Consider the following 24,849-nt stretch of genomic DNA (forward strand, 5'->3'; position numbering starts at 1 on the left):
ACAATCAGTTTTCTACATTACCGTGACTGTATGTAACCAATTGGAAAGAAGGAGTTGAGGGCGTTCCCAGCGTGTTTATGGAACAGGATAGTTTCGCGAGAAGTATTGAAAATTTGTCATATTGCCCTTTAGTTAATTGCCGGCAATGACATGTCAGGACGACCAATACCGGATTGCCGGCGATGTTGTTCAGCACTTTCAAAGCATGGATATAATTGCGGTTATCTTGTATTGTCCCAATAATAATTATTGGCATTTGACTCCATGATTCCCAGGATAGGTTAAGATAACGCAGCTTGTGATTGGCACGGGGATTTTGAGTCAGCAGACCAAGAATCAGGGGGGCTTCACACTCCGTATGCTGCGTATACGCTAGAAGATTAAATCCCGAATCAACGACAGCAATGTGACTGTCGATGATATTTTCGCTGATATCCAGTAAATCCTGTAAGCCGCGGCCAGCAATAAGAGAGCGCTGCATGTTGCTTTCCCACTCCTTGAAAGTCTTAAAAACCTCCTTAAACCTAAAAAACGAATCATAATTAATCTTACCGTCAAACATAATCACTCTTCTCAAAGCGTTGTCAGCCACGTATTCCTGTAAACCGTCCCGGGGACATAATAAGTAGAGGTTCGGAAAAGACTGACTTATTTTAACGGCTTTTGTGAAGTTACACACATAAAGGTAATCTGGGGAAAGACGGCTGCTATGGCAGCTTAGCATTTTGATCCCAAGAAATTTTGGATTTTCCTTTTTAGGGGCATAAGAAACAAGTGGAAAATGATCTAATAAAATATTTAATGTAACCGGCATCTTGGAACCTCCTTCCAAAATTTGAGTAATTAATACCACTTGTAAAAAGAAAAAGCATGTTTGTACCTCAGTCCAATGACAAACATGCTTCCTCTCCATAAGGGAGAGATAATCAAGGAGAACTTAAAATGTCAATCTTATGCACGCCGGCAAATAGCTTGCATAAGAGTGTCCGCGAAATAAACAAAGCGAAAATAAAAAAACCTTTTGTCCTGTGGATTCAAAAAGGTTTACAAAACTGTGCATCTGCATAGATTCAAGCAGTAACACAATCCATCCTCCTATCGACCGTAGGTATACAATGAACTAACTGCAAGCAGGTCTTCTGGCTTAAGGTTCATCGTCATCCTTACCTTCCCGGATTCGGTGGTTTTTCAAGGACTTCTCACCTTTTACAGCGGCGGGACCGCACGGGACTTTCACCCGTTTCCCTATTATACCGGCTATCAACCGGTCACTTACAGCTGAAATATTCAATTACTGACGATTATAGATCCAAATTCAATAAAAGGCAAGCATTTTTTCATCATGTGTATTTATACAAGCAGTTGCAATCAAGCTGCTGAATCAATGATAAATTTATACATAATTCTGACACATGGAACAGGCATAGGTATCACCTATATGAATAACCGGACATTGATTCTCTTCTATCCTTGGTATGATTATGCCTGAGGGGAAGGAAAAATGCCGATAAATTTTTTCGTGACATAGCATTTGGGATGCGATATAATCAGACTGAAAACAAAATATTGGAAACAGGTGTCGGTTATAATTTCGCTGAATAGAAGTTATGAGCCGGTGAAAAGGGAAGTGGGTGTAAATCCCACGCGGTCCCGCCGCTGTAAAAGAGGAGTCCCTCCAGGAATGCCACTGTAACCGGGAAGGCAGGAGGAGACGATGAGACTTAAGCCAGAAGACCTGCCTGCGTTTCGTACACTAGCAACTTCACGCGTGATGGAGGGTGTTTGAGTTTTTGTTCGCTTATATTTGAGACGGACTCTCATTGCTTATGTTGTTAGGCATTGAGAGTTTTTTTATTGAAAAAAACGATGTGGGCGAGGAGTAGGGAACCATGTCAAAATCGCTTGTAATTGCAGGCACAGCAGAAGCAAAAGAGGTCATTATTCAATTGCTGAAAATGAATATCGAAGTTTCGGCAGTTGTTACCTCGAGACTTGGAAGCCAGGCTTTGGCGGATATTGAAAATATCCGTATTCATCAAGGGAGGGTCTCAAAGCAATGGATCGCCGGCTTGCTCGATAGCATTGAGCCGGATTACGTTATTGATGTTTCCAATCCTTTTTCTTTGGAGACAACCCGCAATGCGATGAGCGTTTCCCAAATAAAAAAAATTGGCTATATCCGCTATGAAAGAGAGTCTGTGATTGACAATTGGAAAGATATTATCCGTGTAAAAAACCATGATGAGGCATATAAAAAACTCTTAAGCTGCCAGGGCAATATTCTATTGACTATCGGAAGCGGCAAAGTCAAAGTATTTACAAATATTCCAGAGTATAAGAATCGTTTGTTTATCAGGGTCCTTCCTGACAGCAAAGTCATTGAACGGTGTGAAAAAATGGGTTTTAATGCCAATAACCTTATCGCTATGAAGGGGCCTTTCAGCGAAGAACTAAATATTGCCTTGATCAAATATTGCAACGCGGCTGTACTGGTAACAAAAGAAAGCGGAAATACAGGAGGCGTCATGGAAAAGATTCGTGCGGCACAACGTATTGGGATTCCGGTAATTATGATTGAACGTGAGGAACTGCACCATGAAAACAAAGCCAGGTCTGTGGATGAGGTCATCCGACTGATACAAAATATTCAACAGGAGTGAAATTTGGAAGATAATCGAACTTCCGAAATTCAAAGATAAATTAAAATTAATTGGAGGTGTCACCGCTGGTTAACGTTTCAGATTAGTGATTGCGTGATCTAACACAAGAAACCTGCACGCAATTAATATTAAGCTTTCAAGTTAACAAGGTACTGGGTTACTTAATAAAAACATGAAAATGGAGGAATTATCATGATTCGGGGTCATCAAAAAAATGTTTGTTTAATTGTCATTATAATTATGCTTTGTTCCGCACTTATGGTCGGCTGTTCCGGCGGAACTGAGAAAAGCAATAAAGCCTTAACTGGCAAAGAGGTCAGTTTGAGCTATACGAGCGCGTTTAAAATCGTCGATTACGGTGATAATTTCACCCTATTGACAGATGCTGAAGGCAATCAGTTCCTGCTGGTGCCGGAGGGTACGGAAACCCCTGAAATTAGCGAGGCTGCAGGTGCGACGGTGGTCAACACGCCCCTGAAAAAGGTGGTTTATTGTTCGACCACGCAGGTGGGGCTGCTGCAGGCGATATTTACCGATCAGGAATGGGACAGCATCGCCGCTGTGACCACGGACACGGCGGACTGGTACGTCGATGCGGTTAAAACGCGTATGGAGAGCGGCGCTATCCAATATGTCGGTACTGGGGGCATGGCGGATCCGGATTATGAAAAAATCCAGGCGCTGAACCCGGATATGGTCTTTGTCTATACCGGGGATTACGGACTGCAGAAAACGCTGGCCAAAATGAAGGAGCTTAAAATCCCCTGCGCGGTGGTCAATGATTATACGGAAGCGACGGATCTTGGACGCTTGGAATGGCTGAAATTTTTAGGCGCCTTCTATAACAAGGGTCAGGAAGCCGCCGTCTTTATCGAGGCGAAAGCGGCGATGCTGGATGAGATTGCCGCTGCCGTCAAGGATAAACCGAGTCCAAAGGTTGTCTATGGCATGATCTACGATGGCAAAGTGTATATTCCGGACGGCGGATCGTATGTCGCCAAGCAAATCAAGGAAGCCGGAGGAGACTACGTCTTTGCGGAGGTTAATCCGGATAAAGCCAGCAGCTCCCAAGTCACCGTGGAGGAATTCTACGCTAAAGGCAAGGATGCGGACGTTTTCATTTATTCATCGATGGTTGCCTATATGCCTTCACTGGAAAGTCTGCTGAAAACCGAGCCGTTGTTAAAAGATTTTCAATCCGTTAAGAACGGAAAAGTGTATTGCTTTGCCCCCTGGTACTACATGTCAATTAATAAAACTATCGAAGGCGTAAAGGATATGGCTTCGTTCTTCCACGAAGGACTGTACCCGGACTGGGAACTTGTCATGTTTCAGCAGATGCCTGAAAAGTAAGGGCTGGAAAAAATAGCGGGATTCGTGAATAAAGCCTTGTTTTTAACAAGGCTTTATTCAGACGAATTATAATATTCACCATCTGTATGAAAGTCGAAAAAGCACGATCCATGCTGGATTAAAAGCCGGAATCGATAAAGGGAGAGGAAATAATTGAAAATTCATATGTTGCCGACAGGGGATGAAGTTCACCGGTATCAAAAGAGCATTGTTATTCCGTTTAAGAATAGCCGAAAGGTCTTAAGCACGTCGCCTTTAAATGGAGGCTACCGCGAAAATCTTCTATCAGCCTTTAACCATGATTCAAACCCAGGAGCAGGAATTTCCTGTTCGCTCAGGACCGATTCCTACTTGAACGATCTGAAGCTGCTCGCCACGGAGATCGGACTCGATCCGGCTACGGCCACGGGCATATCCACAGCCGCGTCGATGGACAATGTTGCAATCAAAGCGGTTTCTTATGAAAACCTGACGGTGACCGCCATTGTTACCGGGGGTGTGGAAGTAAACGGCGGGAGAGTCGGAGATCCCGCATCTTACCACGAAGCCCGGGGGAAAACCGTTATGACCAAGGAAGGCACGATCAATATCATTCTGGATATTGATGCGGATCTACTGCCGGGTACGTTGGCCCGCGCTCTGGTAACCTGCACAGAAGCCAAAACGGCAGCACTGCAGGAACTGATGGCGGGAAGCAGCTATTCCCGGGGGTTAGCAACCGGCTCAGGGACTGACGGGACGATTATCATCGCCAACAGCCAATCAGATTTAAAACTGACTTACGCGGGCAAGCACAGCAAATTAGGTGAGCTAATCGGCCTGGCTGTGAAACCGGCTGTCAAAGAGGCGTTGTTTTTGCAGACCGGTTTGTCTCCAAAGAGCCAGCATAGTATGCTGAGACGCTTGAAACGGTTTGGCATAACGGAAGATGGTATCTGGAACAAACATGGCGTCTTAGGAGAAAAAACACTGGCCAAGCCTGTTTTCATTCAACAATTGGAAAGTGTAGATCGCGAAGAGGAGCTTGTCGCTCTTACCTCACTGTATGTCCACCTGCTGGATCAAATGGACTGGGAGTTGATTACTCCCGGACGTGCTGCCCAGGAAGGCAGATATCTTGTGGAGAGAATAAAACAAAAGTATCAGCTTGACGTGGAATATACTTTTTCCTGGCAGTCCGCTGAGGAGACAATAACCGGAATGCTGGCGAATTTCACGGACGTGATAGCCAGAATCAGCGCGGGAGGTCCGGATGTTTAAGATCGTTTTTATTATGTCCCCGATGGATTCCTCTTACAAACTGAAAGAAGCAAAAAAACAGATTGAAGAGGAACGAAAAGATATCCACATTCAATTTGTCGACAGTTTTAAGATGGATACGGACCCAGCGACCGCCGAAGCGGCAATGCAGCAGCTTGAAGAAGCAGAATTGGTCCTGATTCTGATGCATGGCGGGATCACGCATTTTCAAAGCTTTGAAGCGGTGATCTGCCGGTTTGAAAATAAAAAGAAATTTTTTATCCATACCGGGCTCGAAGACGAAAACCGGCTCCTGCTTGCCAGAACAGGGATATCCCATGGGGAATATCTGGAAATTTTACGGTATATTCTATCGGCAAACAGAGAGAACGGCGTTAATCTGTTCAAATATTTAGCTTCCCGGTATGGCGGGGTGGCAGTTGATTACGCGCCTCCCATGCCCATGGTCTGGGAAGGGGTCTATGATCCGCGCCAGGAGGACATTGACGTTGCCTCCGCCTTGGAAAATGCTAACAGTTCCGGCAAACCGGTCATTGCCATTCTGTTTTACAGCAAGTACAAGCATGAACACGATTTGGCCCATATTGACGCCTTAATTGCCCAAGTTGAAAAATTAGGCGGTTATCCGCTGGCGGTGTTTTCGACCTCGGCGCCGGATCCGGTCATGGGATGCCAAGGCTTTCGATGGGTGATCCGGGAGGTGCTGCTAAAGGAGGGTGTCTGTCAGGTTGATGCCGTGATCAACACGCTCGGGTACTCTCAAAGCATTATGGCCAATCCGGGAAACGGTACGGCAATGGTAGAACATAGTATTTTTGAGGAACTCAATGTGCCGGTGATTCAGGCAATGGCGACGTATCAAACTTATGAGAATTGGCTGGACAATCTCCGGGGGATTGACATGATGTCCTTTCCCATTTGCGTTTACTATCCTGAATTTGACGGTCAGATTATCACTGTGACTTATGCTTATAGTGAATATATCCGGGATGAAATCGGGGAAAGAATCTTGCGCAAGCCGATTCCGGACAGAGTGGATCAGATCTGCCGTCTGGCCATGAATTGGGCCAAGCTGAGGAACAAGCCGATTCAGGATAAAAAAATCGCGATTTTGTTCCATAATATGCCGCCCCGCAATGATATGATCGGCTGCGCCTTTGGGCTGGATACCCCGCAAAGTGTATTTCTGATGATCGAGGCCCTGAAAACAGAAGGAATCCGAACAAGCTACGATTTTGCAGACGGGGATGACATTATCGGCAGGATTATTGCGGCAGTCAGCAATGATACCCGTTGGCTCTCGGCGGAAAAGGCGCTGGCAAGAAGTAAAAGTATCATCACAGGGGAGACATATAGAAACTGGTTTGCAGAATTCCCCGCAACGGTAAAAGAACAGCTGGTGCGGGATTGGGGCAAGCCGCCCGGAGAATACATGGTGCATGAAGATCAGCTCCCCGTCCCGGGAATCATCAACGGCAATCTGTTTATCGGCCTTCAACCCCCCCGGGGATACGAGGAAAAGGCGGATGAAGTCTATCACAGCACGGATATTGTACCGCCTCACCAATATATTGCCTACTATGAGTGGCTGAGAAATGATTTTCAGGCTGATGCGGTGGTGCATGTCGGGACGCACGGTACCCTGGAGTGGCTGCCTGGGAAGGAAATCGGTCTGTCGCAGCGCTGTTATCCCGATGTTGCGATTCGGGACCTGCCGCATCTGTACCCTTACAGCATCACCGTGTTGGGAGAAGGCATCCAAGCCAAAAGAAGATCCAACGCGGTGATCCTCGACCACCTGATTCCGGCATTGATGCGCAGTGGGACCTATGACGCGATGGAAGCACTTGACGATCTGGTCAAACAGTATTACCAGGCCAAACAGACAGACAGCGGCAAAGTCAGTATTATCCGGAACGCCATCATAGAGTCCGTTGTCAAAAACGACTATCATACCGACTTGAACGTCAACCCCGAAGACATAAACGCCGATTTCGAACCATTCCTCGCCTTATTGCACAATTGGCTGGAAGAGATCAAAAATACCCTGATTAAGGATGGACTGCATATTCTAGGCAAGGCACCGGAACATGAAAAATTGGTTCATATGGTTTGCGCCCTGCTGAGACTGCCCAACGGCAAGGTGGTTTCGTTGACAGAAGCGGCGTGTTCAGCCTGCGGGTACGCTTATGATGATTTAAAGAATAATCCTCATTTCACGGATCATACCGGCAAGACCAATTTGATGCGTTTTGACGAGTTGGAAGACATCAGCCGGGATATCATCCGCTGCTATTTGGAAAGCGGCTTTGATCAGGAAAAAAGCCTGCAGATTCTGTCAGAATCTGAGCTTGGTCCATTCGAGAGAGACCTGGAACCGTTGAAGACAGTCTTGGCGTTTATTCTTGAGGTCGTCCTGCCCAAACTGCAAAAAACGAAGGAAGAGATTATATATTTGCTGGCGGGTATTCATGGCCGCTTTGTGCCTCCGGGTGGAGGAGGGTCCCCAACCAGGGGAAATGTCAATATCCTTCCCACCGGCAGAAATTTTTATGCCATTGACCCGATGTCCGTTCCGACCCGCGCTTCCTGGCAGGTGGGGAAACAGCTGGGAGACAGGCTGATTGAGCGCTATCTGCAGGATGAAGAAAAATACCCGGAAACGGTGGTTATTGTTGTTTATGCGGGGGAAACCATGAAAACTTGCGGTGACGATATTGCTGAGATTCTGTACTTGATGGGGATACAGCCTAAATGGCTGGACAGCTCCGATAAAGTAATCGGACTTGAACCGATTCCGTCGGATGAGCTTAAACGGCCGAGAATCGATGTCACCCTGCGGATTTCCGGATTATTCCGCGATACTTTTCCAAATTTGGTGAATTTGGTGGAAGAGGCGGTCACCTTGGCAGCCGGACTGGACGAAAAGGAAGAAGAAAATTATATTCGCCGCAATGTCATGCAGGAAGTTACGGAATTGACTGCACGGGGTATGAGTTTGGAAGCTGCCAGGGAAGAAGCCGGTCTGCGGATTTTCAGCGATCCCCCGGGAACGTACGGTGCGGGTGTAGAACAGCTAATCAACAGCAAAAACTGGAAGGATGTCACCGATCTCGGCAATAACTATACTTTCTGGGGCGGCTATGCTTATGGCAGAAAAATGCACGGTAAAAAAGTAACGGAAGTGTTTGCCCGACGGTTGTCTTTGGCACAGGTCACGGTAAAAAATGAATCGTCCATGGAAATTGATATGCTGGAAAGTGACGACTTTTATAATTATCATGGCGGATTGATTGCAGCCGTCAGGACGCACTCCGGTCTAAAACCGAAATCGTATTGCGGCGACAGCAGTGATCCGTCCAGGGTAAAACTGAGTGACGTACGGGAACAGTCGGCAAAGATCATGCGTTCCAGAATACTTAACCCGAAATGGTTTGACGGACTCCGGGCGCACGGTTACAAAGGCGCTCAGGAAATATCGGGCATGGTCGATTTTGTTTTTGGCTGGGATGCGACCTCGGACATCATTGAGGATTGGATGTATGAAAAAATCTGCGAGAATTACTTGTTCAATGAAGAAAGAAAAGATTGGATCGCGAGTGTGAATTTATGGGCGGTTCAAAATATGGTCGAGCGATTGCTGGAAGCCCAGCAAAGAGGCATGTGGAAAGCTAAGGAAGTAAGCCTCGAAAAGCTGCGCGCTATTTATATGGAGATTGAGGGGAATATCGAGGACTGCACATAAACGGATTTGTTTTCTTGGATTGGTTCGGATTATTAGCGTGAATATCCGGTAAATATTAATACCTGGGAGAGTATAAATGGATCAGCAGAAACAAAGAGTCCAAAAGCATTTATTATTCATTATTATCCTGGCGCTGTTGGCGACAATCGTATTTCTCTTCAATGTTTCAGTGGGTTCTGTCAATATCAGCTTGGATCATGTTGTTAAGATCTTGACGGGACAGGAAACAGGCAGCAGCACCGACGCGTCCATCGTCATGAATATTCGTCTGCCAAGAGCCTTGGCCACCCTTGCCGGCGGAGCCTGCCTGGCGGTGGCGGGGCTTTTGCTGCAAATCTTCTTTAGGAACCCGATTGTCGAACCTTATGTCCTGGGAATTTCCTCAGGCGCCAGTTTGTTTGTAGGACTTGTGTTCCTGGGAGGATACTCCTTTGGCGTAAAAGAAATTACCCCAATGTTTCTGTTCGCCGGCGCTTTTCTGGGCGCGATGGTGGTGATGCTTGTTGTTGTCTTCGCCGCTAAAAAAGTAAAAAATATTACCACCCTTCTGATTATCGGGTTGATGGCGGGGTTTGTCTGCAGCGCGATGACCAGCATGCTGACAGCGTTTGCTGATAAAGAAAATATCCACGTGTTTATGATGTGGACGCTGGGCAGCTTTTCCGGGTTTTCCTGGATGCAGGTAAAATGCTTGTATCTGATCAGCATTCCGTTCCTGCTGCTGTCGTTGCTCATCTGCAAACCCCTTAACGCCATGCTTTTTGGAGAAAAATACGCGTTATCCATGGGCTTAAATATCAAACGTTTCCGCATGCTGGTTATCCTTATTTCCAGCGTGCTGACCGCGGTGATCACGGCGTTTGCGGGTCCGGTTTCCTTTGTGGGTTTGGCGGTTCCGCATATGGTCAGAATTTCTTTCGGTACATCGGATAACCGAATCTTGCTTCCGGGTGTCATTCTTGCGGGCGCCTTAATGACCGGGATTTGTGACTTGGGAGCGCGGATGCTGCTGGCGCCGACGGAGTTGCCGCTAAGTGCGATCACGTCTTTGATTGGCGCGCCGATTGTTGTTTATCTGCTGCTGAGAAAGGGGAGTGAACTGTGAGTAATGTGATTCTTGCGGAGAATATGGATGTCGGCTATGAAAAGAAGGTAATCGTGGAGAAGGTTGACCTCCGTGGCATCAAGGGACAGCTTATTTGTTTGCTCGGTCCTAACGGAGCCGGAAAATCTACGATCCTAAGGACACTGGCCGGACTGCTCGCGCCTGTAAAAGGCACGGTATACATTAACGGCAGTGATTTAAAAAATATCAAAAAAACCGAGTTGGCTAAAAAGTTAGCTGTAGTTCTGACTGAGCAAGTGTCACTGGGACTGCTTACGGTTTTTGAAATTGCTTCAATGGGACGCTTCCCGCATACCAATCTGATCGGGAAACTGACAGAAGAAGACAGAGCGATTGTCCAGGACGCCCTGCAGGCAGTGAATGCCGTTCACTTGCAGGACAGGTATTATACGGAACTCAGTGACGGCGAAAAACAGAAAGTAATGATTGCCCGCGCTCTGATTCAGCAGCCGGAGCTGATCATTCTTGATGAGCCAACAAGCCATCTGGACGTCAAGCACAAAGTGGAAGTCATCAGTATCCTGCGCAGGTTATGCCTGGAGAAAGGCATAACGGTGGTCTTATCACTCCATGACATTGATCTGGCCATTAAAGGCTGCGAGACTATCCTGTTGATCCAGGATGGGAAAATCGCAGCTCAAGGCTCGCCGGAGGAGATCATTAAGGACGGAACGATTCAAGCGCTGTATGAGATTGAAGGAGCACAATACAATGAATTGCTGGGAAGCCTGGAATTTTCCAGCCCCAAGAACCCTGAAATTTTCATTGCCGGCGGAAACGGAACAGGTGCAGGCATCTATCGGGCTCTTTCCCGGGCGGGATACGGAATGTGTTGCGGCGTGCTGCACAGCAATGATATTGATATCCATATCGGCATGGCTTTAGGCTGCGAGATTATTCACGAAGAAGCCTTTAACCTTATCAGTGAAGAAAAATACCAACAAGCCATGGAAATCATTCGTACCGTGGACTATGTGGTTGACACGGGATTCCCGGTTGGAACCATCAATCATCGGAATCTGGATCTGATTATTGAGGCAGTTAAAATGAGAAAAACTGTGTTTTCTCTTGTCGCCGGGGAGCAAGCAGGAAGTCGCTACGGCAAGTGGGGGACAATTATCCGCTCTTGCCGAAATGGGGTGGAAATCAGTAAATGTATTGCAAAGCAAAAAAGCACGGAAAGGAGATGAGGGCTTATTATGATAATCTGTAAACTCCCCACGGGAGATATAGTCTACAAATACAACCGCTGCTTGGTGGTACCTTTCACGGGGAAACGCAAGGTGATGAGTACTTCCATGCATAACGGGGGCTACAGGGAAGATTTAACGGCAGTGTATAACCATGATGTCAATCCGGGTCCCGGTAGGGAATGCGAGCATTGCAAACCAGGACAGGAAGAAAAGATAAAGCGGTTTATTATTGATGATCTGGGGCTGGATTACGACACCGTTGCCTATATGGCAACCATTGTCTCTATGGACAGCGCGGCGTTTAAAACGGAAACCTACGATGAACTAACTGTTACCGCCATTGCCACAGCCAGTTTGGAAGTCAACGGCGGACGGGTGGGCGAGCCTGCCACAAGTTATGAAAAACGGGGCCAAAGCATCAGTCTCCGGCCGGGAACCATCAATATTATGGTCTTTGTCAACGCCGATATGACGCCGGGCTGCCTGGCGCGCAGCATGGTTACAGCCACCGAAGCCAAAACCGCCGTCTTACAGGAACTGTTGGCCGGAAGTTTGTATTCATCCGGAATTGCCACCGGATCAGGAACAGACAATGTCATGATCATTGCCGATGCGGAATCGGATAATACCTTAACGTATGCCGGGAAGCACGGCAAACTGGGAGAACTGATCGGCCGGCTGGTTATGGATGTAGTCAGGGAATCCCTGGGGAAACATATGGGTCTTACCAGAGAGAGCCAGCACAGTATGCTGGCCAGACTGAAACGGTACGGGATCAGTGAAAAAAGCTTTGGCGCCAAGTGCCGTGAGGTCTGTAACGGACTGAGTCTGGCCGATGGGATCGACCGTATCCATGTGCTGGATTCTCAGGAAGAAATCGTTTCTTTAACGTCGCTATATGTCCATTTGCTGGATCAATTGTCTTGGGGATTGCTTTCTGTAAAGGAAGCCGTGTTTTCCGGAAAAATGATATTGCAGAAGCTAGCCGAACACTTGGAGACGACACCGGCATGGACCGCCTGGACAAAGGCAGATAAAAAAGGATTGGTTCAAGCGATGCTGGATTCATATGTCACCACAGTCTGCCTCGGGACGACAACGGCAATGCAAACGAATGGAACTAGGGATTCTTGACTATAAGAAATTATTCACTCACTTTAATGATCAACTAATTTATGAAAGAGAAAGAGGAGTTCCATGGTCACTATTGTTGTCATCCTGACACCGACGGAGCCTTTTTTGACGTTTAAAGAAGCGCAGTCGGAATTGGATAGCCAATACCCCGGACAATTTCAGATTCATCTGTTTAATACAACGGAACTTGACAACGACAGGGAGCACTATGCCGCCTGCTTGGAGGCGAGCCGTAACGCGGATTTTGTCCTGATAAAAATTCACGGGTCCTTATCCTTTTTCAAAAGCTTCCTGAATCTCTTTTCAGACCTCAAGCAAAGACAGCGTCTCTTTGTTCATACCACCATTGAAGAAGAGATATCGGAAGTCTTTCCGGATTGCAGCATCCTGCCGGAGGATTTCAAGACCATCTATCGGTACTATCAGTCCGGCGGGGTGAAAAATATTGCCAATCTGATCAAATGGCTGGGCAATCAGTACGCCGGATCAGGAGTTCCCTGGGATGAGGCCGTTTGCCCGAAATGGAGCGGGATCTACGATCCCGATCTCCAGACGGTAGACGAAGACGCTTATCTGACCCGGGTGAAAAAAAGCGGGCCGCCAACAATCGGGATCATTATCAACGTAATGCTGATTCAAAAGAATAATTTGGGCCATATTGATGCCTTGATTCGTGAAATCCGCAGGCAGGGAGCTGTTCCTTTGTGCGTTTATTCCGATATGCTTCCGGACCAAGACCTAGGCTGCGAGGGAATACGGGCCGCTCTGGAACGTTGTATGCTGTCCGAGGGAAAACCGCTGGTGGATTCCATCATTAACACCACTGCTTTCAGCCTGACCATCCTGGCTGACCCCGGTGACGGATCCAAGCCCAGGGATACAAGTATCTTCGAGCTTTTGCAGGTTCCGGTTTTTCAGGCTATGACGACCCTGCAATCCTATGAGGAATGGAATAACTCCGTCAAAGGGTTGGATGGGCTTTCTTTAAGCTGGAGCGTCTTTCAGCCGGAATTTGACGGACAGGTTATCACGTTTCCCTTCGCGACCACGGAAACAACAGAAACAGCGCTAGGGCCCAAAAAAGAAGCGCGGCCAATCGCCGAGCGGGTGGAAAGTATTGTCACGCTGGCGATTAATTGGGCCAAACTGCGATACAAGCATAATGCCGAGAAAAAAATCGCGATTATCCTGCATAATAATCCGCCCCGCAATGACAACATCGGCGGCGCTGCCGGCCTTGATACCCCGGTATCCTTGCAGCGGATGATCAGTCGGCTGGAAGACTGCGGCATTAAGACGGATTATCATTTTACCGACGGCAAAGTAATCATTGACCGGATCACCGCGGGACTGACTAACGACGGTCGGTGGTCCTCCCCGGAAACCATGCTGGCAAAGAGTATCGATACCGTCAGCAAAGAACAGTACGGACAATGGTATGATCAATTTATTCCCCGGCTGCAGGAGAATCTGGTCAAATACTGGGGGGAACCGGTAGGGGATTTTATGGCGGTGGAGGATCAATTGCTGGTTCCGGGCATTCTGAACGGCAATGTTTTTATCGGGCTGCAGCCGCCGCGAGCGTTTGAAGAAAAGGCGGAAGAGATGTACCACAGCACGGATATTCCGTGCCCGCATCAGTATATTGGCGTTTACAACTGGGTGGAAAAGATATTTCAAGCGGATGTCATTATCCACGTGGGTACCCATGGCACCATTGAATGGCTGCCCGGTAAGGAAGTCGGGCTGTCCAAGGATTGCTACAGCGATATCTGCATCGGCACGGTTCCGCATTTGTATGCTTACATTATCAATGCTCCCGGTGAGGGAACCCAGGCCAAAAGAAGGACGTATGCCACCATCCTGGATCATATGGTTCCTTCGATGATGGAAAGCGGGGTTTATGATGAACTGGCGGAAGTCGACGAGCTGATGAAGCAGTATTATCATATCCAGAGCGCCGATCCGAAAAAACTGCCGGTTATTCATAATCAGATCCGCGATCTGGCGGTTAAGATCAATCTCAACAACGATATCGGTCTTACCCCGGAGATGCTAGAAGCAGATATTGACGGCTGTATTAAGAAGATGCATTCCTGGGTCAGCAAGGTCCAGGCCTGTGATATTTATGACGGGTTTCATATTTTCGGCATGGTTCCGGAAGAGGACCGGTTCCGGAATATGCTGAAGATGCTGGTGCGCAACAGAAACGGGGATATCCCTTCCCTGCGGGAAGGCGTCTGTGATCTGCTGGGACTTGATTTTGAAGCGCTCTTAGCAGCGCCGGCGACACCGACGGCAGACGGCAAATCCTACGGAATCCTACTGGCGGAAGCGGACGAAACCGGCAGAGACATCTTTTTGGAACTGGAAAAACACTATTATGAGCTTCAGGCCGTGGAGGGAATTGTTGAACAGTTCAAGGCGAAGCTGGAAAGCAGCCAAAAAGTCCCGAAGGATTCAAACAACAGTTTCAGAATCGTGAGCGACACGCAAAGGTTAAAAGAATGCCTGAACTTTGTCTGTTCCTTTATTAAGCCGCGGGTGCTGCGGATTACCGATGAACTGGATCGATTTATCGGGGGTGTCAACGGAAAGTTTGTGCCCCCGGGTCCTTCCGGGGCGCCAAGCAGAGGCAATGCCCGCATCCTTCCGACCGGCCGTAATTTTTACTCTGTTGATCCGGGTGCCATGCCCTCGCGGTCATCTTGGGAAATTGGCCAGACCTTAGCGAACCAGCTGTTGGAACGGTATCTTCGGGATGAGGGGAAATACCCGGAAAGTGTTTCGATCTTAGTCTATGCCACCGAAGCCATGCGGACGTACGGGGATGATATCGCTGATACCTACTATTTACTGGGGGTAAGGCCCGTCTGGCTGGGCAATACGGACCGGGTCATCGGGATCGAAGCCATTCCTCTGGAAGAACTGGGACGGCCGCGCATTGACGTGACGTTAAGAATCACCGGATTGTTCCGGGACGCCTTCCCCAACTTAATCGAACGGGTGGAGGATGCGGTGAATCTGGTCGCCTCCCTTGACGAACCGGAAGAACAGAATTTTATCAAAAAACATGTTCGGGAAGAAGTCGCCGAACTGGTCGCCCAAGGAATCACGATGGAGCAGGCCTGTGAATATTCTCTGATCAGGGTCTTCGGCGACGCGCCGGGAGCCTACGGCGCCGGCACCAAGAATGTGGTGGAGAGTAAAAAATGGCAGGATGTCACGGATCTGGGCAAAGTCTATACTACCTGGGGCTGTCATGCTTACGGCAAGAAACTCCACGGGGAAAAGCTTCCGGAAGTGTTCGCGCTCAGAATGAAAAAAGTCCATGTCGCGGTGAAAAATGAGTCCACAAGGGAATTTGATATGCTGGACAGCGATGATTTTTATAATTATTTCGGCGGCATGGTGGCGGCGATAACGACGCACAGCGGTTCCCAAAAGCCGGCTTATGTCCCGAGCACCTCCGATACCGACCATATTGAGACGTTGTCCCTGCATGAGGAAGCATCAAGGGTCATGCGGGCCCGGGTCAATAATCCCAAGTGGATCGAGGGCCTGAAAAAGCACGGTTACCGCGGGGCAAAGCAAATTTCGGCCATGGTGGATATTACCTTTGGCTGGGACGCGACGACCAATGTGATTGATGACTGGATGTATGATTGTATTGCCCGGCGCTACGCCTTTGATCAGGAAACGGCGGACTGGATGCGGGAAGTCAACCCCTGGGCGCTGCATAATGTTGCCGAGCGTTTGCTGGAAGCCAATCAGCGGGGAATGTGGCATGCCCCGGAAGAAAGTGTGGAGAAATTGAAAAAAATCTACCTGGAGATGGAAGGCAGCCTGGAGGAACTGGGATAGATGTTAAAAAATGGAACTGTGACATGCAGACTGATAAAAGTTGTTTAAGTAAGATCAGTAGATAGGAGATGAAATGATTGACTCAAGTTTATCCCTTTGCCGCGGTTGTCGGGCAGGATGCCGTGAAAAAAGTCTTGATTTGGAATATGGTTAATCCCCTGATCGGCGGCGTGCTGATCAGCGGCGAGAAGGGGACGGCGAAATCCACGCTGGTAAGGGGAATCAGCCACATAGCCCCGGATATCCGCTTGGTGGAATTGCCTCTTAACGTGACCGAGGACAGGTTATGCGGCAATATCAACTTTGAACATGCTGTGAAATACGGGGAGAAACGTTTTGAAGCCGGTATTTTGCACCACGCCCATGGTAATATTCTTTATGTGGATGAAGTCAATCTGTTAAGTGACCATATCGTAAAAACCCTCCTCGAATCGGCATCATCCGGGATGAATATCTTTGAAAGGGAAGGGATTTCGCACAAGCATGCTTCCCGCTTTATTCTGGTAGGCAGTATGAATCCGGAAGAAGGGGGCCTGCGTCCGCAGTTTTTAGACCGTTTCGGACTGTATGTCGAAGTCAGCGGAGAGAAGGATACCCGAATCAGGGCGGAGATCATCCGGCGGCGGGTGGAATATGAAAAGGATCCGGCGGCATTTTGTGCAAAGTGGCGGGAAGAAAGCGAACAGTTGCGTTGCGACATCCGGCGGGCCAAAGCGGCCATCAACCGGGTTGAAGTAACGGCGAATGCCATGCAGCTGGCTGCCGCCATCGCCAGGGAAGGAAACTGTGCCGGTCATCGGGCGGAATTGGTGATTGTGGAAACGGCTAAAGCGATTGCCGCGATGGATTCCCGTATCGCCCTGAATATTTCGGACATTAAAGAGGCCGCGCAATATGCCCTGCCCCACCGGACAAGAGAAAAACAGGAACAGCCGCCGTATCCTCAGCCGGAGCAGGAAGAACAGGACCAGACGCAAGCAGAGAACCCGGGCCAGGATCAGGAACAGGATCAGGACATGGAGCAAAGCCAGAGTCCGGATCAACAGCGGGATCCGGCTGATTCCGGGGAAGAACAGAAGGAACGGCAGAATCAAACCGATAACGATCCACCGTCTAAAGGACAGGAGGATAGTCCGTCTTCTGACGAGCAAAGCCAAGATGATCAGGAAACAGATGAAGAACAGGAAGGTGCCGAAGGGCAAGCTGAGACTTTGGATCTTCCTGGAGAATCGTTTATTGTTTCCCGGTGGCTTTCCGATGCCGGCAGCAATACCATCCGGAAGGGAAGCGGCAAACGAAGCCTGGTCAAAACATCATCACAGCAGGGAAGGTATGTGCGCTACCGTTATCCGGGCAAAGACGGGATGGATGATCTTGCTTTTGATGCCACTCTGCGAGCAGCAGCCCCGTACCAGGTTTTCAGAGAAAAAAACGGCAGAGCGGTAGCAGTCGAGAAGTCGGATATCCGGGTAAAGATACGCGAGAAGCGGACAGGAAATACTATTGTCTTTGTCGTGGATGCCAGCGGTTCCATGGGGGCGAACAAAAGAATGGCAGCGGTGAAGGGGGCAATTCTCTCGCTGCTCAATGATGCTTATCAGAAAAGAGATAAGGTCGGGATGATTGCCTTTAAAAACCATTCGGCGGAACTTCTTTTGGGCATTACCCGCAGTGTGGAATTGGCGGAAAAAAAGCTGGCGGCCCTTCCTACCGGCGGCAGGACACCGTTGGCTGCGGGGCTCAATCTGGCGTATGAAATCGTGAAAGCAGCGACAATAAAAGACAAAGATACGCTTCCGGTGATTGTTTTAGTCTCGGACGGCAGGGCAACCTACAGTGAAAGCGGCTTGGATGCGTTTGAGGAAGCCCTTGCCGCGGCCCAAAGAATCGGGGCGGAAAAAATCAAAGCAGTCGTCATTGACACCGATCAGAGCTTTATCAAATTGAACCTGACGGAGAGGATTGCCAAGAGTATGAATGCAGACAGCTTTATTATTGAGGACCTTCGGGCGCAGAATCTTGTCGCGGCAGTGTCATTATCGATCTAGTAGATCGATTCCAAAGTAGCATTAACAAAAAGGCTTACACTAACCCCAGACTAGTCTTCGTAATGAATAGCCAGCGTCAAGCGGAGCACGGATTGCGCAGCGCGGCTGTTTGCGCCATGGAGGGCGCAATCTGCCGAAAGCGGCTATCATTACGAAGACCAGCCCGAGCAAAGCTTCTGTATTTGTATGTTAGTAGAATTTGCAAATCGATCAATATGTATTAAATGAGGAGAAAATGAATGAATAACGAGATCATACAGTATCCTTTTACGGCAATTGTCGGTCAGGAAAAGATGAAACTGGCATTAATACTGAATGTCATTAATCCTTTTTTAGGCGGGGTCTTAATCCGCGGCGAAAAAGGAACAGCAAAATCAACGGCTGTCCGCGCCCTGGCCGATATGCTGCCGGAACGCTCGCAGGTAGAAGGCTGTCAATTTTCCTGTGATCCGCTGCAGCCGGATAAAGCCTGCGGCGAATGCGCGGAAAAATTGAACAGCCAAAAAACGCTGAAGCAAATCACCTCCAAAATGAAAGTTATCGATCTGCCGGTAAGCGCCACGGAAGACCGGGTTGTCGGCACGCTTGACATTGAGCATGCCATTAAAAAAGGGGAAAAAAAGTTCGAGCCGGGTATTCTGGCCCAAGCCAACCGAAATATTCTTTATGTCGATGAAGTCAATCTGCTCGACGACCATGTAGTGGATATCCTGCTTGATTCGGCAGCAATGGGAATCAACACGATTGAAAGAGAAGGCATCTCCTTTTCTCATCCGGCCAGATTTACCTTGGTTGGAACTATGAATCCGGAAGAAGGGGACTTAAGACCCCAACTGTTGGATCGTTTCGGACTTGTGGTCGATGTCGCCGGGGAAAATGACACCCCCAAAAGAGTAGAGGTCATTAAAAGAAGGCTGGCTTACGAAAAGGATCCGGAAGCCTTTGGCCGTTCATTTGACCGGCAGCAGTCGGAGTTGACCGCGAAAATTCAAAAGGCAATAGCACTGCTTCCCCGGGTAAGCTTTAAAGACGAACTTTTAGAAATGGCTGCGAAAATATCGATCGCTCTCGGAGTGGACGGGCATCGGGCCGATATTGTCATGATCAAGGCGGCCATGACGATTGCTGCTTTTTATGGCCAAGACAGCGTGACTAAAGAGGAATTAAGAGAGGCGGCTGCCTATGTTTTACCGCACAGAATGCGACGGAAGCCTTTCGACGATTCGCGGATGAGCATGGATACAATCGAAGAGATCATCAATAAAATTCTTGGTCTGGATGTGTAGAAAAAAATAAAGGTAAGTATTCATCAATGAAGAAAGAAAGAACCCTGATTGTTTTATGGACCACCAGCAAATGCAATCTTCAATGCCAATACTGCTACGCCTCGGCTGCCGGAGAACAAAAAGACATGGCCTGGGAAACCGCGGTGAAAATTTTGGATTACTTCGCGGATCAGCCTGTAAAACTTCAGTTAACAGGCGGAGAGCCCTTGCTCAATTATGACCTGATCTGTAAACTATACGAATATATTGTACAGCGCGGCTATGACATCTCGCTGCAGCTGCAGACAAACGGAACGCTTATCAATCAGGAAATCGCCAAAGGCATTAAAAAAATGAAGATGGCTGTCGGCGTGAGCCTGGACGGTCCTCCGGCAGCGAATGAAAGCTTAAGAGGTGGAACGCAGCAGACAGTTCAGGGCATTCAGCATTTAGCCAAAGCAGGGGTTATGCTTAATGTAAACAGCGTGGTGACAGCGCAGAATGTCGAGAAGCTGCCGGAACTTGCAGATTTTGCGCTGTATCTTGGCAATGTGGCCGGTATTGGCTTCGATCTGCTGAGAAAGGCTGGACGGGCCAAAGAAAGCAGCGGGGCGGTGCGCAGGCCCACCGGTGAACAATTAAACAGCGCTTTACGACGCCTTTATGAACGGTCGGAGTCAATTTATCGACAGTTCGGCAGAAAGATCATGATCCGGGAGGTCGAAGAAGCGAAGAAGCGGCTGTGCTCTCCGGCATGCAGTCAGGAATATTGTTATGCGTCCTGTGGACGTTCCTACGTTTTTTTACCCAATGGCGACTGCTATCCCTGCGGCTCGCTGATCGACGCTCCAGATTATTATATGGGTAATATCTGGAATCCGTCGCTGAAACCGATTGCTTTAGCCAAGCAAAGAGCAGGCCAATGTGAGGCCTGCAGCTATCAAGCTTTCTGTCCGGGAGGATGCCCCTCCCGCCTGATTATCAATGCGGATGAAATGGATGATACGTTAGACTGTGTTTTAAAAAAATCGGCTTTTAATATTGCCTCTAACTTATAAAAAAACTCAACAAGTATTTATAAGCGAAAGCAATGGTTATAAAAAAAATATAAGAGGAGCATATCAATGTTACGTCTTATCAACCTGACCAAAAAATATGGAAACCTTACAGCCGTTAACGCCCTTAACCTGGAAATTGAAGACGGGGAATTTTTTGGACTACTGGGGCCGAACGGAGCAGGAAAGACTACGACGGTAAGAATGATCAGCACCCTGACCCCCATCACTTCCGGCGACATCATCATTAACAATGAAAGCATGGATCGGAATCTGGTTGCTGTCAAGATCAAAATCGGCGTTGTCCCTCAGCATAATAATCTGGAGAATGAGATGACTGCCTGGAAAAACCTGGAAGCTCACGGAATGCTCTATCATATGCCGAAGGCTTTAAGGAAACAGCGAATTACTGAACTGCTGGAATTTACTGAGCTGGCGGAACGAAAAAACGACCTGGTGGGTAAATATTCCGGCGGCATGAAAAGAAAACTGATGATTGCCAGGGCGCTGATGCATAATCCGGAGATTCTGCTTTTAGATGAACCGACCGTCGGACTGGATGCTTCGGCCAGGAGGAAAATGTGGGACTTGTTAAGAAGCTTGAAAAGCAGAGGTCTGACCGTGCTCTTAACAACGCACTATATTGAAGAAGCCGAGGTGCTGTGCGACAGGGTAGGACTCATTAATAGCGGGGCCCTTGTGGAATTGGATACCCCCCGGAACTTGATTGATAAAGTCGGTAAATTTGCTGTTGAAAATTTTATCAACGGCAAGACCAAGGAAGAATTTTTTGAGACCAGAGAAAAGGCTGTAGCCTATGCAGCTGCTTTAGAAGGAAGCGTCAATATCCGGCCGTCCAATCTGGAGGATGTTTTCCTGAAATTAACCAACAGAAGGGTGGAATCCTGATGGCTGCCTTATACGGCATATTGTGGCAGGAGTTTGTATTATTTAAAAGAAAATTTTGGAGCACAACGATCGGTGCCATGGTTTCACCAACACTGTATCTGATCGCTTTCGGCTGGGGTTTGGGGAGCGGGATGCAGGTAGAGGGACGCTCTTACATGGAGTTTGTGATTCCGGGGATTATCGCTATGAGTACGATGCTGGTGAGCTTCAGTAATTCGGCCAACTCGATCAATATTTCCAGAATGTATTACAAAACGTTTGAGGAATTTATGGTGGCACCCGTGAATATGACGGTTTTTGCGCTGGGCAAAATCATTGCGGGCGCGTTTTATGGCGCTTATTCCGCACTTTTAATTATTGTCTTGGTATCTGTTTTTGCCGGAGGCCTTGCCATAACACCGTATTTTATTTTGATTACCCTGTTAAACTGTTTTGTCTTTGCGGCCGGCGGTTTTTTAGCCGGTTTGTTGATCAACTCGCACGGGGGCATGGCTAAGTTTTCCAACTTCGTGATAACCCCGATGTCTTTTCTTTGCGGCACATTTTTTTCCATTGAGAAAATGCCTTTGGCACTCCAGTATCTTATTCAGGTGTTGCCACTAACCCATACCAGCTCGGGATTAAGGAGCACGGGCGAAGGAACGGCGATGATGGTGCTGCATTTTGGTGTTCTGGCCTTCTATTTCATCGCACTATTTATTGTAGGATCACGCTATTGCAAAAAGGTTGAATAAAAACAGTATATTGTTGTATAACAAAATATTGGAAACAGGTGCCGGGTGTCTTTTTGCTGTATAGAAATGATTCACCGGTGAAAAGGGAAGTGGGTGTAAATCCCACGCGGTCCCGCCGCTGTAAAAGAGGAGTCCCTCCAGGAATGCCACTGAAAATCGGGAAGGCAGGAGGAGACAATGAGCCTTAAGTCAGAAGACCTGCCTGTATTCGACACACTAGCAACTTCACGCGTGATGGAGGGTGTATGAGGATTTAGTACCTAATTTTCGAGTTAGGCTCTCATTACCCGTGTTGCCGGGTGATGAGAGTTTTTTTAGTATATCAGATTCATTATGAAGGGTGGAAAAATAGTTGAGTCGATTTGTATACCCTTTTTCAGCAATTGTCGGCCAGGAAAAACTGCAGAAGGGACTTATATTCAATGCGATAAATCCTAAAATCAACGGCATATTAATCCGGGGAGAAAAAGGCACCGCCAAATCAACTGCAGTAAGGGCGCTGGCAGCTCTGCTCCCGGTAATAGAAATGGCGGAAGGTTGCAGGTTCAACTGCAATCCGCAAGACGCAGCCAGTTTATGCGCAGATTGCCGGGAAAGAATTGCGGCGGGGCAAGTTTTGACAACGAGGAAACGCCCGGTGCAGGTCATTGACTTGCCGGTCTCGGCGACCGAAGACCGGGTTGTTGGGAGCCTGGATTTTGAGTATGCCATAAAATACGGGAAACCGCGTTTTGAACCGGGCATCCTGGCCAAAGCCAACCGGGGAATTGTATATATCGATGAAGTGAATCTTCTGGATGATCATATAGTGGATGTGCTACTTGATGCGGCGGCTATGGGTACCAATATTGTGGAACGGGAAGGGATTTCCTATGCGCATCCGGCGGAATTTATGCTGGTTGGCACCATGAACCCCGAGGAAGGAGAACTGCGGCCGCAGTTTTTGGACCGGTTTGGTTTATGCGTACAGGTTCAAGGGGTCAAAGACCCACAGATACGCGTAGAAATCATTAAACGGCGCGAAGAATATGACGCGGATCCCCTTGGGTTTATTGCCAAATGGGAAAAAGAAGAACAAAACCTGGCCAAACGGATTGCTGCGGCCAGGAAGATTGTAGCTCAAATCCAAATCTCCAATGAGTTGATTAATCTGGCAGCTGACTTATGTGTCAAAGAAAATGTCGCCGGGCATCGGGCGGATATTACGCTGGTCACGACTGCCCGTACCATTGCAGCCTGGCACGGACGGACAGAAGTATTGGCAGACGATATTCAGGAAGCGGCGGAATTGGTTCTTTTCCACCGTTTCCGCGAAGCGCCTCCGCCATCCCGGGAACAACAGGAGACCCAGCAGGAGGAACCGGAGGAGCAAGACACGAACGAGCAGGATCCCGCGGATAACGACCGGACAGAAGAAGACCCGAGGCAGGAAGATGCTGAACCGCAAGAACCTAAGGAAACGGAAGAAACACTGGAACAAGAAAAACCTGAACCGCAAACGGACCCTGAGGACGGGGAGGAGCAGGAAGCGGAAGAAGATCCGGAAGAACATTCGGAAGAAGAACAGCCGATGTCCCCGCCGTCAGCCCCGTTGGAGAAAGTCTTCGCAATCGGCAACCCTTTTACCGTCAAAAAAATCGCCAATGAAAGGGACCCGATCTTGCGCAAGGGATCAGGACGGCGTTCCCGGACCAAGACCGCTTCCCGGGCAGGACGGTATATCCGCAGCACCCTGCAGCGCCGGAATAATGACCTGGCCTTTGACGCTACCATGCGTTCGGCAGCGCCGCACCAGATTTACCGCCGCAGGGAGGGTGTCGCCATTGCCATTGAAACAGCGGATATCCGGGAGAAAATACGGGAAAAACGCATCGGCAATTTATTGCTTTTCTTAGTTGATGCCAGCGGTTCCATGGGAGCCCAGCAGCGAATGGTAGAAACAAAGGGAGCGATTCTATCGTTATTACTGGATGCTTATCAAAAGAGAGACAAGATCGGGTTAATTGCTTTTAAGGGTAATACGGCTGAGGTGCTCCTGCCTCCGACTAACAGTGTGGAAATGGGACAAAAATTGCTGGAGGAATTGCCCACCGGAGGTAAAACGCCTTTGTCAGCGGGGCTATACAAAGCGTATGAGGTAGCCAAGACCAATCTCTTTAAAGAACCGAACATTTCCCCGCTGCTGATCATTATTTCCGACGGCAAGGGCAATGTGAGCATGGGAGAAGATAAAGCGTTGGTTGAAGTGCAGAAAATGGCGCAGATTATCCAAGAAGCGGAACGAATCAAAACACTGGTGATCGATGTGGAGAAAGAGGGTTTGATCACTTTTGGCCTGGCCCAGAAGCTGGCGCAAACACTGGGGGGAGACTATTTCAAAATAGATGACCTGAAAGCGGATACCCTGGTGCAGGCAGTCAAACAGGCCTGAGAACAAAGCTTACACGAACCCCAGACCAGTCTTCGTAATGAATAGGTACTATATTTTCTTAAAGGTGGTATT

At 48.4% G+C, this 24,849-nt stretch carries 15 protein-coding genes and 3 riboswitches; of the genes, 14 read left to right on the forward strand and 1 reads right to left on the reverse strand.

The window, feature by feature from the left end:
• Positions 1-4 precede the first annotated feature (4 nt).
• Complete coding sequence (locus LPY66_RS06610; RefSeq protein ID WP_337987300.1) at positions 5-814, reverse strand: hypothetical protein; 810 nt, start codon at positions 812-814, stop codon at positions 5-7.
• Between the two features lie 298 nt (positions 815-1,112).
• Positions 1,113-1,291: riboswitch (cobalamin riboswitch) on the reverse strand.
• A gap of 266 nt (positions 1,292-1,557) precedes the next feature.
• Positions 1,558-1,757: riboswitch (cobalamin riboswitch) on the forward strand.
• Between the two features lie 132 nt (positions 1,758-1,889).
• Here LPY66_RS06610 and cobK point away from each other — a divergent pair.
• From cobK to LPY66_RS06680, 14 genes are all read left to right on the forward strand, one after another.
• The gene (gene cobK / locus LPY66_RS06615) at positions 1,890-2,660 is read left to right on the forward strand and encodes a precorrin-6A reductase (RefSeq protein ID WP_337987301.1); all 771 of its coding nucleotides are present in this window, start codon (positions 1,890-1,892) and stop codon (positions 2,658-2,660) included.
• Between the two features lie 192 nt (positions 2,661-2,852).
• Positions 2,853-4,013: an ABC transporter substrate-binding protein gene (locus LPY66_RS06620; RefSeq protein WP_337987302.1), complete on the forward strand. Its 1,161-nt coding sequence runs from the start codon at positions 2,853-2,855 to the stop codon at positions 4,011-4,013.
• 153 nt (positions 4,014-4,166) lie between these two features.
• A complete protein-coding gene (locus tag LPY66_RS06625) occupies positions 4,167-5,273 on the forward strand; it encodes an adenosylcobinamide amidohydrolase (protein ID WP_337987303.1) in 1,107 nt (368 codons plus the stop codon).
• On the forward strand, positions 5,266-9,018 hold the full coding sequence (gene cobN / locus LPY66_RS06630) for a cobaltochelatase subunit CobN (protein ID WP_337987304.1): 3,753 nt from the start codon (positions 5,266-5,268) through the stop codon (positions 9,016-9,018). The genes LPY66_RS06625 and cobN (LPY66_RS06630) overlap by 8 nt, the downstream gene beginning before the upstream one ends.
• Positions 9,019-9,094: 76 nt before the next feature.
• The gene (locus LPY66_RS06635; RefSeq protein ID WP_337987305.1) at positions 9,095-10,123 is read left to right on the forward strand and encodes a FecCD family ABC transporter permease; all 1,029 of its coding nucleotides are present in this window, start codon (positions 9,095-9,097) and stop codon (positions 10,121-10,123) included.
• Positions 10,120-11,334, forward strand: coding sequence for an ABC transporter ATP-binding protein (locus LPY66_RS06640; protein ID WP_337987306.1), 1,215 nt, complete (start codon positions 10,120-10,122; stop codon positions 11,332-11,334). Before LPY66_RS06635 ends, LPY66_RS06640 begins: the two co-directional genes overlap by 4 nt.
• A 9-nt stretch (positions 11,335-11,343) precedes the next feature.
• Positions 11,344-12,471 carry an adenosylcobinamide amidohydrolase gene (locus LPY66_RS06645; protein WP_337987307.1) on the forward strand — a complete coding sequence of 376 codons (1,128 nt, stop codon included), beginning with the start codon at positions 11,344-11,346 and terminating at the stop codon, positions 12,469-12,471.
• 63 nt (positions 12,472-12,534) lie between these two features.
• Entirely contained in the window at positions 12,535-16,335 is a 3,801-nt protein-coding gene (gene cobN, locus LPY66_RS06650; RefSeq protein WP_337987308.1) for a cobaltochelatase subunit CobN, read from the forward strand.
• A gap of 77 nt (positions 16,336-16,412) precedes the next feature.
• The gene (locus LPY66_RS06655) at positions 16,413-18,383 is read left to right on the forward strand and encodes a VWA domain-containing protein (protein WP_337987309.1); all 1,971 of its coding nucleotides are present in this window, start codon (positions 16,413-16,415) and stop codon (positions 18,381-18,383) included.
• 239 nt (positions 18,384-18,622) lie between these two features.
• Positions 18,623-19,669 (forward strand): ATP-binding protein, encoded by a 1,047-nt coding sequence (locus LPY66_RS06660; RefSeq protein WP_337987310.1) that lies wholly within the window; start codon positions 18,623-18,625, stop codon positions 19,667-19,669.
• 26 nt (positions 19,670-19,695) lie between these two features.
• Positions 19,696-20,706: a radical SAM/SPASM domain-containing protein gene (locus tag LPY66_RS06665; protein WP_337987311.1), complete on the forward strand. Its 1,011-nt coding sequence runs from the start codon at positions 19,696-19,698 to the stop codon at positions 20,704-20,706.
• 66 nt (positions 20,707-20,772) lie between these two features.
• On the forward strand, positions 20,773-21,612 hold the full coding sequence (locus LPY66_RS06670; RefSeq protein WP_337987312.1) for an ABC transporter ATP-binding protein: 840 nt from the start codon (positions 20,773-20,775) through the stop codon (positions 21,610-21,612).
• Positions 21,612-22,346 (forward strand): ABC transporter permease, encoded by a 735-nt coding sequence (locus tag LPY66_RS06675; RefSeq protein WP_337987313.1) that lies wholly within the window; start codon positions 21,612-21,614, stop codon positions 22,344-22,346. Before LPY66_RS06670 ends, LPY66_RS06675 begins: the two co-directional genes overlap by 1 nt.
• A gap of 19 nt (positions 22,347-22,365) precedes the next feature.
• Positions 22,366-22,566, forward strand: a riboswitch (cobalamin riboswitch).
• A 132-nt stretch (positions 22,567-22,698) separates the two neighbouring features.
• On the forward strand, positions 22,699-24,777 hold the full coding sequence (locus LPY66_RS06680; protein ID WP_337987314.1) for a putative cobaltochelatase: 2,079 nt from the start codon (positions 22,699-22,701) through the stop codon (positions 24,775-24,777).
• Positions 24,778-24,849: the final 72 nt, after the last annotated feature.

The organism is Dehalobacter sp. DCM (genome assembly GCF_024972775.1).
Lineage (GTDB): Bacteria > Bacillota > Desulfitobacteriia > Desulfitobacteriales > Syntrophobotulaceae > Dehalobacter.

Bases quoted from the DNA above. Each gene is read 5' to 3' on its own strand.
- LPY66_RS06610 (WP_337987300.1), bottom strand. From the start codon at position 814: ATGCCGGTTACATTAAATATTTTATTAGATCATTTTCCACTTGTTTCT.
- cobK (WP_337987301.1), top strand. From the start codon at position 1,890: ATGTCAAAATCGCTTGTAATTGCAGGCACAGCAGAAGCAAAAGAGGTC.
- LPY66_RS06620 (WP_337987302.1), top strand. From the start codon at position 2,853: ATGATTCGGGGTCATCAAAAAAATGTTTGTTTAATTGTCATTATAATT.
- cobN (WP_337987304.1), top strand. From the start codon at position 5,266: ATGTTTAAGATCGTTTTTATTATGTCCCCGATGGATTCCTCTTACAAA.
- LPY66_RS06635 (WP_337987305.1), top strand. From the start codon at position 9,095: ATGGATCAGCAGAAACAAAGAGTCCAAAAGCATTTATTATTCATTATT.
- LPY66_RS06645 (WP_337987307.1), top strand. From the start codon at position 11,344: ATGATAATCTGTAAACTCCCCACGGGAGATATAGTCTACAAATACAAC.
- cobN (WP_337987308.1), top strand. From the start codon at position 12,535: ATGGTCACTATTGTTGTCATCCTGACACCGACGGAGCCTTTTTTGACG.
- LPY66_RS06660 (WP_337987310.1), top strand. From the start codon at position 18,623: ATGAATAACGAGATCATACAGTATCCTTTTACGGCAATTGTCGGTCAG.
- LPY66_RS06665 (WP_337987311.1), top strand. From the start codon at position 19,696: ATGAAGAAAGAAAGAACCCTGATTGTTTTATGGACCACCAGCAAATGC.
- LPY66_RS06670 (WP_337987312.1), top strand. From the start codon at position 20,773: ATGTTACGTCTTATCAACCTGACCAAAAAATATGGAAACCTTACAGCC.
- LPY66_RS06675 (WP_337987313.1), top strand. From the start codon at position 21,612: ATGGCTGCCTTATACGGCATATTGTGGCAGGAGTTTGTATTATTTAAA.